At 66.5% G+C, this 11,954-nt stretch carries 12 protein-coding genes; 2 read left to right on the top strand and 10 right to left on the bottom strand.

Features of this window, described 5'->3' with window-relative positions; translation table 11 throughout:
• Nucleotide 1: 1 nt before the first annotated feature.
• Nucleotides 2-1,267, top strand: coding sequence for an MFS transporter (locus tag KBW95_RS02620; RefSeq protein WP_211524230.1), 1,266 nt, complete (start codon nucleotides 2-4; stop codon nucleotides 1,265-1,267).
• An 80-nt stretch (nucleotides 1,268-1,347) separates the two neighbouring features.
• Here KBW95_RS02620 and hpf read toward each other — a convergent pair whose 3' ends face one another.
• The 7 genes from hpf to KBW95_RS02585 are packed head-to-tail and all read right to left on the bottom strand — an operon-like array spanning nucleotide 1,348 to nucleotide 6,783.
• Nucleotides 1,348-1,707 carry a ribosome hibernation-promoting factor, HPF/YfiA family gene (gene hpf, locus KBW95_RS02615; protein WP_211524229.1) on the bottom strand — a complete coding sequence of 120 codons (360 nt, stop codon included), beginning with the start codon at nucleotides 1,705-1,707 and terminating at the stop codon, nucleotides 1,348-1,350.
• A 56-nt stretch (nucleotides 1,708-1,763) separates the two neighbouring features.
• Entirely contained in the window at nucleotides 1,764-3,248 is a 1,485-nt protein-coding gene (locus tag KBW95_RS02610) for an RNA polymerase factor sigma-54 (protein ID WP_211524228.1), read from the bottom strand.
• A 2-nt stretch (nucleotides 3,249-3,250) separates the two neighbouring features.
• Nucleotides 3,251-4,006, bottom strand: coding sequence for an LPS export ABC transporter ATP-binding protein (lptB, locus tag KBW95_RS02605; protein ID WP_211524227.1), 756 nt, complete (start codon nucleotides 4,004-4,006; stop codon nucleotides 3,251-3,253).
• Complete coding sequence (gene lptA / locus KBW95_RS02600; protein WP_211527419.1) at nucleotides 4,006-4,572, bottom strand: lipopolysaccharide transport periplasmic protein LptA; 567 nt, start codon at nucleotides 4,570-4,572, stop codon at nucleotides 4,006-4,008. Before lptA ends, lptB begins: the two co-directional genes overlap by 1 nt.
• A 32-nt stretch (nucleotides 4,573-4,604) precedes the next feature.
• A complete protein-coding gene (gene lptC / locus KBW95_RS02595) occupies nucleotides 4,605-5,216 on the bottom strand; it encodes an LPS export ABC transporter periplasmic protein LptC (RefSeq protein WP_211524225.1) in 612 nt (203 codons plus the stop codon).
• 14 nt (nucleotides 5,217-5,230) lie between these two features.
• Nucleotides 5,231-5,761 (bottom strand): HAD family hydrolase, encoded by a 531-nt coding sequence (locus KBW95_RS02590; protein ID WP_211524224.1) that lies wholly within the window; start codon nucleotides 5,759-5,761, stop codon nucleotides 5,231-5,233.
• Entirely contained in the window at nucleotides 5,761-6,783 is a 1,023-nt protein-coding gene (locus tag KBW95_RS02585; RefSeq protein WP_373888743.1) for an SIS domain-containing protein, read from the bottom strand. Before KBW95_RS02585 ends, KBW95_RS02590 begins: the two co-directional genes overlap by 1 nt.
• Before the next feature lie 76 nt (nucleotides 6,784-6,859).
• Between KBW95_RS02585 and KBW95_RS02580 the strand changes: the two genes are divergently transcribed.
• Entirely contained in the window at nucleotides 6,860-8,839 is a 1,980-nt protein-coding gene (locus KBW95_RS02580) for a monovalent cation:proton antiporter-2 (CPA2) family protein (RefSeq protein WP_211527418.1), read from the top strand.
• Nucleotides 8,840-8,849: 10 nt separating this feature from the next.
• Here KBW95_RS02580 and KBW95_RS02575 read toward each other — a convergent pair whose 3' ends face one another.
• The 3 genes from KBW95_RS02575 to bla form a co-directional block, all read right to left on the bottom strand.
• The gene (locus tag KBW95_RS02575; RefSeq protein WP_211527417.1) at nucleotides 8,850-9,968 is read right to left on the bottom strand and encodes a diguanylate cyclase; all 1,119 of its coding nucleotides are present in this window, start codon (nucleotides 9,966-9,968) and stop codon (nucleotides 8,850-8,852) included.
• Nucleotides 9,969-10,105: 137 nt separating this feature from the next.
• Nucleotides 10,106-10,951, bottom strand: coding sequence for an MOSC domain-containing protein (locus KBW95_RS02570; RefSeq protein WP_211527416.1), 846 nt, complete (start codon nucleotides 10,949-10,951; stop codon nucleotides 10,106-10,108).
• Nucleotides 10,952-10,999: 48 nt separating this feature from the next.
• On the bottom strand, nucleotides 11,000-11,923 hold the full coding sequence (gene bla / locus KBW95_RS02565) for a subclass B3 metallo-beta-lactamase (RefSeq protein WP_229429489.1): 924 nt from the start codon (nucleotides 11,921-11,923) through the stop codon (nucleotides 11,000-11,002).
• Between the last annotated feature and the right edge of the window lie 31 nt (nucleotides 11,924-11,954).

Genomic DNA, 11,954 nt, shown 5'->3' with positions numbered 1-11,954 from the left:
CATGAACAAGCCCTCCCCTGCCTCGAAGGCCAGCCTCGTCCTCAACAGCCTGCCCGCCACCGCCATGGGTTTCGCCTTGTGCGTCCAGATCTCGGCGCTCAGCTGGCTGCTCAGCACCAGATACCACCTCGCCATCCACGAGATCGGGATCGTCTGGGCCGCCGGCCCGGTAGCCGGCATGCTCGGGCAGGTGCTGGTCGGCTTGTCCAGCGACAGGACCTGGCTGTGGGGCGGACGCCGCCGTCCGTTCATCCTGCTCGCCGGCATCACCTCCTCCCTCTCGCTCTATCTGCTGACGAAGATCGACAAGCTGGCCGGCGCCCTGGGCATCGCCGACCTGGTGATCGTCGCCGGCGCCGTCGCCCTGGCGCTCGACTTGTCCATCAATATCGGCCTGAATCCGGCGCGCGCCCTGATCGCGGACCTGACGCCGGAGGGCGAATCCCGGACCCGGGGATTCTCGTGGATGCAGGCCATGTCGGGATTCTGGGGAGTGGTCGCCTACCTGATCGGCGCTTTCATCGGCAACGAGACGCTGATCCAGGCCGGCTGCCTGATCGTCCTGGTGTTCGCCTGCGCCACGCTGTTCGTGAAGGAAGCGCCTGTGCTCGCGAAAACGGAAACAGCGCATGCGAGCGTCTCCACCGGCACCGAGTGGCCGGAACTATGGAAGATCTGGATCGCCCATGGGTTCGCGTGGTTCGGAATCCAGGCGATCTTCGTCTACCTGATCGCCTTCGTGCAGGCCTATCTCGTTCCCGCGGCCGCCGCGGGAGCGGCCGCATCCGGAAAGGTCGTTGCCGTCTCCTTCGCCATCATGAACGTCGTCGGCTTCATCGTGCCGGCGCTGGCGCTCCCGCGCGCATCGGGCAGGTTCGGGCGTGTCAGGGTGCATGCCGCCTGCCTGGCCCTCATGGCCGGCGCCTGTCTCGCCATCGCCTTGTTCGCGCGCAGCCAGGCCTCGCTGTACGTGCTGATGGCGGTCGCCGGCATCGGCTGGGGCGCCGTCATCAGCCTGCCGTTCGCCATCATGAGCGAAAAAATCGACCGCCAGCGCATGGGCTTCTTCATGGGCATCTTCAACCTGTCGGTCGTGATCCCGCAGCTGGCCACCACCCAGGTCGGCTTTCTTCTCGCGAAAGGCGCCGGCGCCCACACATTGTTCCTGATCTCCGGCACGGCCCTGCTGATCTCTTGTTTCCTGTGGACATTGGTAGCCGACCCGGGCGCTGCGCCCAGGCAGCTCGGGAGCGTCGCCGCTCGCTAGGGAGGAATGCGGCAAAGGAAAGGCTGGATGCAAAAAGGGCGCCCCCTCAGACGCCCTTAGCTGGTATGCCCTGCTGCCTGTCAGGCCGCAGCGGCTTCTTCGCTGCCTTGATCCGGCAGGCGTTTGATCGCCTGGTGGTTATGGTCTTTCAACATCTGCTTGTGTTTCAGAACCTGCCGATCCAGCTTGTCCATCAGCGTGTCGATCGCGGCATACAGGTCTTGGGCGACACTCGCCACGTGCAGGGTCTTCCCGGACACCTGGACGTTAATCTCCGCTTTTTGCCTTTTTTCTTTTTCAGTGAGGTTGTCGACGGCGAGGAAGACATGGGTATCGATCACTTGATCGAAATGCCTGATGATGCGCTCGAGCTTATTCTGAACGTATTCACGGATAGCGGGAGTCACTTCGAGATGGTGGCCACTGATTGTGAGGTTCATACACACTCCTTTGAAAAGCGCGCCGCCCAGGCACAAGGCAGGAGTGGGCAGCGCTGTTACAAGGCTTTGCGGAGGCTGACGGGAGGGATCTTGAGCGCTTCTCGGTATTTGGCGACCGTCCTGCGCGCAATGACCATGCCTTGTTCCCCGAGCATCTCCGCGATCTTGCTATCGGATAAAGGATTCTTAGGGTCTTCTGCTCCTGTCAATTGCGCAATGAGAGCGCGGATCGCCGTCGAGGAGGCTTCTCCCCCCGCTTCGGTGGCGACGTGGCTTCCGAAGAAGTATTTCAACTCGAACATGCCGTGCGGGGTCAGCATGTACTTCTGCGTTGTAACACGAGAAATTGTGCTTTCGTGTAGGCCTAGTGTATCAGCAATCTCACGTAAAACAAGGGGACGCATCGCAACCGCGCCGTGGGAGAAAAAGTTCTTCTGGCGCTCCACAATCGCCTCTGCCACACGCAAAATCGTATCGAAACGCTGACGCATATTCTTGATCAGCCATTTCGCTTCCTGCAGCTGGGCGTTCATCTGCCCTTCGCACTTGCCCTGCTTCATCAGCGACGCATACAGGCTGTTCACCCGCAGGCGCGGCATCACGTCCGGGTTCAGCATCACGGCCCAGCCGTTCTTGGCGCGGCGCACGATCACATCCGGTACCACGTAGTCTGACACGTTCGAGGCGAAGGCCGCGCCCGGATGAGGATTGCACTGGCGCACCACGGCTTGCACCTCGCGCAAGTCTTCGTCGTCGCAATCCAGCGCCTTCTTGAGCTTGCTGTACTCGCGCTGGGCGAACCAGCTCAGGTAGCCTTCGACGATCTTCAGCGCCAGGCGGCGCGTCACCAGGGGCACGCCCTGCATACGGCGGATCTGCAGCGCCAGGCATTCGCCCGCGCTGCGCGCGCCCACGCCCACCGGGTCCAGGCTCTGCACCAGCGCCAGCGCGCAGCGCAGCTCGTCCATCTCGATCTCGAGCTCTTCCGGCAGGCGCGCATGGATCTCGTCCAGCGGTTCTTCCAGGTAGCCGTTGTCGTCCAGCGCGTCGATGACCAGCTCGGCCAGCGCGCGGTCGCGCGCGGAACAGCCGGTGACACGGATCTGCTCCATCAGGTGCTCGCGCAAGGTGACGGAACTTGCTTCCAGCTGCGGGCGGCCGTCTTCGTCCTCGCCCCCGCCCGCGCCGCCGCCCGAACCCCAGTCGGCGTCCGGCGCGTCGCGCTCGCCGTCGCCGCCTTCGAAGCCTTCGCCGTTCTCGCCCGAGGCGGCGGAGGCCTCCGACGCGCCCTCGCCTTCCTGCGCGGGAGCGGCGGGCGCTTCGCCAGTGGCGGGCGCGTTATTGATGGCGCCGTCGGCCAGCAGGCGCACCGAACGGTCGAGCGGGTCGTCGAGCCGCTCGAGCAGGGGATTGTCGGACAGGATCTGCTCGATCTCCTGGTGCAGCTCGAGCGTGGACAGCTGCAGCAGCCGGATCGACTGCTGGAGTTGCGGCGTCAGTGCAAGATGCTGCGATGTGCGGAGTTGCAGGGACTGTTTCATGTCTACATGCGGAAGTGTTCACCCAGATAGACGCGGCGCACGGATTCGTTGGCGATAATATCATCCGGCCGGCCCGAGGCCAGCACCGCGCCCTGGTTGATGATGTAGGCGCGGTCGCAGATGCCGAGCGTCTCGCGGACATTGTGGTCGGTGATGAGCACGCCGATCTTGCGCTCCTTCAGGAAGCGCACGATGCGCTGGATCTCGATCACCGCGATCGGATCCACGCCGGCGAAGGGCTCGTCGAGCAGCACGAAGCGCGGGTTGGTCGCCAGCGCGCGCGCGATCTCCACCCGGCGCCGTTCGCCGCCCGACAGCGACATGGCCGGGTTCTCGCGCAGCTTCTCGATCTGCAGCTCGGCCAGCAGGGTGTCGAGGCGCTCGCTGATCTCGTCCTTGCCCAGCGGCCGGCCATCGACCTGCTGCAGTTCCAGCACAGCGCGGATGTTCTCCTCGACGGTGAGCTTGCGGAACACCGAGGCTTCCTGCGGCAGGTAGGACAGGCCCAGCACCGCGCGCCGGTGGATCGGCAGGCTCGAGATATCGGTGCCGTTGATGTCGATCGAGCCGGCGTCCGAGGGCACCAGGCCGACGATCATGTAGAAGGACGTGGTCTTGCCGGCGCCGTTCGGGCCCAGCAGGCCGACCACTTCGCCGCACTCGACCTGGAGCGAGACGTCGCGCACCACCAGGCGCTTGCCGTAGCTTTTCTGCAGGCCCTTGACGATCAGGGTGCTGCCGCTGTCGCGCGCCTCCATCAGGGCTTCCCTGCCGGAGCCGGCGCCGCCGGAGCGGTGGTGCGCTTGGGCGACAGGATCAGGGTGCCGCGGCCGCCACCCACCTTGCTCTGGCCGCTGGCGTCGTTGCGCACGCTGGCCACTTCCTTGCGGTTGTCGTAGGAGATGAAGGGGGCGATGATCTCGTTGGTCACGCGCTTGCTTTCCAGCTCCTTGACCACGGCGTCGGCGAACAGCTTGACCATCTCGGAGCGCTCGTCGTATTCGATGCGCTGGGCCTGGCCTTCGACCCACAGGTCGGGGCCGCCGTCGCGCTTCTGGCGGAAGGTGGCGACCTTGCCCGGGTTCGCGGTCAGGGTCACGCTCATGTAGCCTTCCGGGGTTTCCTTCACCAGCGCGCGGTCCGACTTGAGCACCAGGGTGCCGCGGGTGACGACCACGTTGCCGGTCAGGATGCGGGTCTGGGTGACTTCGTCGACGTCGAGCGAATCGAAGTTGATGACGGCCTGCTTGAGCGAGTCGGCGCGCTCGGCGAAGGCCGTGAGCGACAGCAGGGAAAGGCAAACGGCAGCGAATAGTTTCTTCATGGTGTGCTGGGTCCTGGGTTGACGCGGCGCCTTCATTGTCGGGCGCCGCGCGGCGGATAGACGATCTGGCCGCGGCTGGCGATGTGCATCTTCTGGGTCGCGTTGTTGGCCACCATGCCGGTGCCGCGCACGCTGGAGGCGCCCAGCTGCATCTCGATCGGCTGATCGGTCTTGAGGATTTCTTCGTCGGGCAAGGCGGTCAGGGACTGGGTGCGCACGCGCAGCGCTTCCGAGGTGGCCGTGCGCGGGCGCTGCAGGTCGACGTTGCCGAGCATGTCGACGCGATGCTCCTGGTGGTAGATGCGCGCGCTGTCGGCGGTGACGGTCATGGCCGGGCGGCCCGGCTCGACGCCGCGCAGCACCGGCTGCACCACGGTCGAGACGTCGCCCTCGGGGATGTGGGTCAGGCGCTTGCCCGACACCAGGTAGCTCGGCTGGCCGCCTTCGGTCATGCGCACGAAGGAGAAGTTCTCGACGATGTAGTCGGGTTCGGTCGGCGGCCCGCCCAGGCGCGCATTCGTGTCGTCGCCGTCGAAGGCCTGCAGCAGCCAGAAGCTGCCGAAGGCGCAGAACACCGCGATCATCATGATCGTCAGCAGCTTCCAGCGGTGCGCGGTGCGCTTGTTGGTGAGGTAGGCGGCCATGGCGCGTCGGTGAATCAGGCGAAGTAAGGCGCGAGCGCCTGTTCGTAGGTGCCCTGGGCGCGCATCACCAGGTCGCACACTTCGCGCACGGCGCCGCGGCCGCCCGCGTTGCGCGTCACGTAGTGGGCGCGGTGCTGGACTTCCGGATGGCCCGAGGGCACGGTGACGGCGAAGCCCACGCGCGTGAACAGCGGCAGGTCGATCACGTCGTCGCCGATGTAGCCGCATTCCTCCGGCGTCACGCCGGTTTTCGCGAGCAGCTCGGCGAAGCCGATGCGCTTGTCGTGGAAGCCCTGCCACACGTGGGTGATGCCCAGGTCGGCGGCGCGCTTGACCACGATCGGCGAATTGCGCGCGCTGATGATGGCGGTCTGCACGCCGGTCTTGTTCAGCAGCTGGATGCCCAGGCCGTCGAGCACGTTGAAGGTCTTGGTGACTTCGCCGTCCGGGCCGTAGGTGAGGCTGCCGTCGGTGAGCACGCCGTCGACGTCGAAGATCATGACCTTCACGCGCTTGGCGCGTTCCATGTGTGCGAGCGGCAGCATCAGATCACCTTGGCGCGGGTCAGGTCGTGGATGTGCAGGGCGCCGACCAGGCGGTCGTCCTCGTCCACCACCAGCATCTGGTTGATGCGGAATTCTTCCATCACGGCGACCGCGTCCACGGCCAGCTGGTCCGGATGCACGCGGCGCGGGTTGGCGTGCATGACGTCGCGGATGGTCAGGTTGGAGAAGTCGTGCATGCGCTCGATCAGGCGGCGCAGGTCGCCGTCGGTGAACACGCCGATCGGGCGCTTGTCGGCGTCGACCACGGCGGTCATGCCCATGCCCTTCTGGGTGATCTCGAGCAGGGCCTTGGCCAGCGGGACTTCCGGCGCCACGGCGGGGATCGCCGCGCCGCTGCGCATCACGTCGCGCACGTGGGTCAGGAGACGGCGGCCGAGGGCCCCGCCCGGGTGCGACAGCGCGAAGTCTTCCTCGCGGAAGCCGCGCGCGTCGAGCAGCGCCACCGCCAGCGCGTCGCCCATGGCGAGCGTCACGGTGGTGCTGGTGGTCGGGGCCAGGTTCAGGGGGCAGGCTTCCTTGTCCACCGCGATGTTCAGGTGGATCTCGGCCAGCTGCGCCAGGCGCGAGGCCGGCTTGCCGGTCATGGCGATCACGTGCGTGCCCATGCGCTTGACGGCCGGCAGGATGTCGAGCAGCTCGCTCGACTCGCCCGAATTCGAGATGGCGATGAAGATGTCGTTCGGCGTGACCATGCCCAGGTCGCCGTGCGCGGCTTCGCCGGGGTGGACGAACATCGCCGGGGTGCCGGTCGATGCCAGGGTGGCGGCGATCTTGCGGCCGATGTGGCCGGACTTGCCCATGCCGGACACCACTACCCTGCCCTTGCAGGCGTACAGCAGGTCGGCGGCGCGCACGAAACTGTCGTCGTCGCCCAGGCGCGCATGCAGCGCGCGGATCGCGTCGGCCTCGATGGCGAGGGTCTCGCGCCCCAGCTCCAGCACGCGGCGGGCCTGGCTCTCGTCAAAACTTTTCAGCATTGTTTTTTCATCGGTTAAACTCATACCGGAAGTATAAACGAATTGGGAAAGCAAAAAACTTGCCAGTCATAACAAACAACAACACCGACCGGAACGGGGCATGCATTCTGGACTTGAACTGACCCTGCTCCTGCTGGGCTGCGCCGTGCTCGGCGTGGTTGCCTTCCGCATGCTGCACCTGCCGCCGATGCTCGGCTACCTCGCCGTCGGCGTCCTGATCGGCCCCCATGCCCTGGCCCTGGCCGACGACAGCCCCGCCACCCACGCCCTGGCCGAATTCGGGGTCGTGTTCCTGATGTTTTCGATCGGCCTGGAGTTCTCCCTGGCCCAGCTCAAGGCGATGCGGCGCATCGTATTCGGGCTGGGCATGGCGCAAGTCGTATTGACAATCGTCGCCACGATGCTGTTCGGACAACTCATCGCGATGCTGACGCCGCAGCTGAACATCAGCTGGCAGGCCGCCTTCGCGCTGGGCGGGGCGCTGGCGATGTCCTCGACCGCGATCGTGGTCAAGCTGATCACCGAGCGGCTCGAGCTGGAGAGCGAGCACGGGCGCCGCATCATCGGCATCCTGCTGTTCCAGGACCTGGCGGTGGTGCCGCTGCTGATCCTGATTCCTTCGCTGGCGCGCAACCCGGAAGACCTGCCGGCCACGCTCGGCCTGGCGGCCCTGAAGGCGGCCGCGGTGCTGGCCCTGCTGCTGTTCTTCGGCCAGAAGCTGATGCGGCGCTGGTTCACGGTGGTGGCCAAGCGCCGCTCGCAGGAGCTGTTCATGCTCAACCTGCTGCTGGTGACCCTGGGCGGAGCCTGGATCACCGAGCAGGCCGGCCTGTCGCTGGCCCTGGGGGCCTTCGTGGCCGGCATGCTGATCTCCGAGACCCAGTACAAGCACCAGGTGGAAGAAGACATCAAGCCCTTCCGCGACGTGCTGCTCGGGCTGTTCTTCATCACCATCGGCATGCTGCTCGACCTCAAGGTGGTGCTGGCCAACTGGTGGCTGGTGCTGGCCCTCCTGGTCCTGCCGGTGCTGCTCAAGTTCGCGCTGATCGCCGGCCTGGCCAAGCTGTTCGGCTCCTCGGACGGCGTCTCGATGCGCACCGGCCTGGCCCTGGCCCAGGCGGGCGAATTCGGCTTCGTGCTGCTCAACCTGGCCTCGGACTCGAAGCTGATCGATCCTTTCCTGATGCAGCTGGTGCTGGCCTCGATGGTGCTGTCGATGCTGGCGGCGCCCTTCATGATCGCCAACATGGACAAGATCGTGATGAAGATCGCGGCCAACGAATGGATGATGCAGTCGCTGGCCCTGACCCAGCTCGCCACGCGCACCATGAAGACCCAGAAGCACGTGATCATCGCCGGTTTCGGGCGCAGCGGCCAGAGCCTGGCGACCCTGCTGAGCGAGGAAAAGCTGCCCTGGTATGCGCTCGACCTGGACCCGGAGCGGGTGCAGGAAGCGCGCGCCGCCGGCGCCAACGTCTCCTACGGCGACGCCTCGCGCCGCGAAGCCCTGATTGCAGCCGGCATCAACCGCGCCAGTGCGCTGGTGATCACCTTCGCCGACACCCGCCTGGCGATCAAGCTGCTGCACCTGGCGCACGAGCTGGCGCCCAATCTGCCGGTGATCGTGCGCAGCCACGACGACAGCGACCTCGACATGCTCAAGGCCGCGGGCGCCACCGAAGTGGTGCCGGAAGCGCTGGAGAGCAGCCTGATGCTGGCCTCGCACGCGCTGGTGATGCTGGGCGTGCCGCTGCGGCGCGTGGTGCACCGGGTGCAGGCCGCGCGCGACGAGCGTTATGCGGCGCTGCGCGGCTACTTCCACGGCGCGGGCGACATCACGGACGATCCGGAGCACACCTATGTGCGCCTCCATTCGGTGACCCTGCCCGAAGGCGCGGCGGCGGTCGGCAAGACCCTGGCCGAACTGCGCCTGGATGAAGTGGGTGCGGAGGTGACGGCCCTGCGGCGCGAAGGACAAAAGCTCGACGCGGGCCCGGAGACGGTGCTGGACGCGGGCGATGTGGTGGTGCTGCGCGGCGAGGGAGAATCGGTCAGCCGGGCCGAGGCCCGGCTGCTCTAGGGACGCGCGATCAGGCGACCGTGACGACCTTGTTGCGGCCGCCCGCCTTGGCTTGATACAGGGCCGAATCGGCGGTCGCCACCAGGTCCTGGGCCACGCCTTCGATGGCGTGATCGCGTTCGAAGTCCGACAGCGCCGCCACGCCGATCGACACCGTCACCGCCACCTGCTCGCCGGTGCCCAGGTCCACCGGCTGCCCGGCCACGCTGGCGCGGATGCGCTGGGCCACCATGCTGGCCGCTTCCAGGTCGGCGTCGATCAGGAGCACCACGAATTCCTCGCCGCCGAAGCGCCCCAGGGCGTCGGACATGCGCAGCTCGGCCTTGATGCGCGCGGACACCTCGCGCAGCACATCGTCGCCGCCCTGGTGGCCGACCGTGTCGTTGACGCGCTTGAAGTGGTCGATGTCGATGTACATGCAGGACAGCTTGTAGCCCTGGCGCCGCGCGCGCGCGATCTCTTCCAGCAGGCGGCGGTCCATGTAGCGGCGGTTGTAGACGCCGGTGAGCGAATCGGTCAGGCCGATGTACTTCAGCATCTCGTTGCTGATCACGTTCTCCAGGCAGATCGCGATGATCGAGCCCATGTGCTCGACGAAATCGGTGCCCAGGTTCGGCGTGAAACGGTTGGGGTCGGTGCTGCCCAGGTTCAGGCTGCCGATCAGGCGCGTGTTGCGCATCAGGGGCACCAGGGCCACGCTCTGCAGCCCGGCGGGCGGGTGCGGGAACATGGCGCAGTGCTGGGCCGGCGCATAGGCGCCCAGCAGCGGGCGCAGGCGCTTGCCGTCCGCCAGGTCGAAGCCCAGCTCCACCGCCTGCTCGCAGAACAGCAGGTTCGGGAACTGCTCGAAATCCACGCCCAGCTTGTGCATGACGGTGTAGATGTCGGCTTCCTCGTCCACCAGCGACAGGGTGACGATGTCGAGCTCGGAAATCACGGGCAAGGTGCGGAAGATGGTGCCGACCAGCTCGGGGAAGCTGCTGGCGCCCACGATCTGCAGATCGAAGGCCTGGTGGCGGCACATGATTTCGTGGTTGCGCTCCGCCTGTTCGATCAGGTAGGCCATGCGCGCGCGCAGGGTTTCGTTTTCCGCCATCAGTTCTCGCGTCAACGCGTCCGGCTCGTGCATGGGAATTCCTTTCAGCAATTACCCGTAACATTACGCCATCCGTCGCCGCTTGGAAACGAAAAGCGCCCCGGGAGGGGCGCGGCGGAGGCGAATTTGCGACACCTGTTATGGCATTGGCAACAGCCGCCGGAGCGCCTTTAGAAAGCGATGCTGGCGTCCAGGTGCTGGCCGACGCGCAGGACCTGGCCGGCGCCTTCCTGGACGATGCAGTTCATGCCCATGCACACGGCGTCTTCCATGCGCGGATTGGCGCGGTAGGTCTGGAGGATGTCGAGCGGATCGGGGCCGGGAATACCGCTGGCCTGGTCGATGGCGGGAATCGGGCAGCGCGCGCAGGGTTTGACCGGCCGCAGGGACAGGCCATCCGTCGAGAACGATTCGACGAAATCCTCCTCGAACGCTTCGATACCCTCGACCACGAGGTTCGGGCGGAAGCGGTTCATCGGCAACGGAGCACGGCCGGCAGCGACCAGTTTCGCGTTCAGGTCGTCGAGCGAGGCCTGGCCGATCAGGAGCAGCGGATAGCCGTCGGCGAAGCGCGTCTCGGACGGCGTGCCGCCGGTCCACTTGGTGCTGGTGGGGCGCTGCACGTCCGAGCGGAAGCGCACCAGGCGGCAGGCGCCCCCGATGGCGTCGGCAAACCAGGCCGCGGCGGCGTCGCCGCAATCCGCCGCGGGCACGCTGTGGTCCCAGATCTGCACCTGCAAGATGGCGGCGGTGGCGTCGTGCGCCAGCGGCAGGCGCAGCAGCGGCATGCCGGGCGCCTCGACCACCAGGGCGTCGCCGTCGACGCGCGGCGCGATCAAGGCCATGCGCGGGTACTCGCGCTGGGTCAGGAACTGTCCTTCTCGCGTGACCAGCATCCATTCGCGGTCGTGCACGCCCTCGGCCACCAGGCCGGACGGCGCCAGCGTGGCCTGCGGCACGGACAAGCCGGCGCAGGATTTGATCGGATAGACGACGAGTTCGGTCAGGGTGGCCATGCGAGGATGCGAGTGCGGTGAAAGAGCGTCAGTATGGCAGCAATCGGCTCAGCGTGCGGCGGTGGGGCTGGCCCTGTCCTTCTCGTCGCGTTCGCGCTGCAGGCGCGCCTCGAGGCTGCGGCTGGCCGAGGCGGCGTACTTGGCGCAGCCTTCCGGATCGATGAAGGGATTGGTGTCGGCGGTCTTGGCGGCCGCCTTGCCGAACAGGTCGCTGAAGGACGGATGGGCCGCGACCAGCACGTCGCACTTCAGGCCGGCGAGCCGTGCGATGGACTTGCGGAAGCTCGCACTCAGGTCCGGGCGGGTGGCATCGCCGCTGTAGTGGAAGCCGTCCATCGACACCGGGTTCAGGCTGTCGGCGTAGACGATGCTCGCGCACTTGCCCTGCTCGCAGGATTCCCAGCTCCAGCTGGTGCCGCCCGGCGTGTGGCCCGGCGTGTAGTGCACGGTCAGGCGCAGCGGGCCCACCGAGACGCTCTTGCCGTCGGCGATTTCCTTCACCTCGGCGACCTTGGGGATATAAAAGCGCTCCTTCGGATCGTACTGCGGATCGTCGGTCCCCGGCGTGCCCTCGCGCAGCACCTGGGCCGCCTGCGGACTGGCGACCACGGTGGCGCCGCTGGCGCGCTGCAATTCGGCGATGGCGCCGGCATGGTCGAAGTGCGGGTGCGAATTGAGGATGAGCTTGATGTCTTCCATGCGGAAGCCCAGCGCTTCGATGTTCTTGCGGATCAGGGGAGCGGACTGAGGCAAGGCGCCGTCGAGCAGCACATGGCCCTGGGGACCGGTGACGAGCAGCGCCGACAGGCCTGCGGTGCCCACGTACCAGGTATTGCCGTAGACCTTGAACGGGGCCACGGGCTTGTTCCATTCCTCGCACATCGAGCACTTGATCGCCTCGTCGGCGAAGGCCGGCACGGCACAGCTCAGCGCCAGGCTGGCGGCCACGGCTTGCAAACACTTCTTCATCATTCACCTCGCACACGCGAACAAGGGAGCTTTT

The sequence above is a fragment of the Massilia sp. ZL223 genome (assembly GCF_018119395.1).
Taxonomy (GTDB): domain Bacteria; phylum Pseudomonadota; class Gammaproteobacteria; order Burkholderiales; family Burkholderiaceae_D; genus Telluria.
The sequence above is the reverse complement of the archived record's forward strand: the minus strand, read 5'-3'. Positions and strand labels throughout refer to the sequence as shown.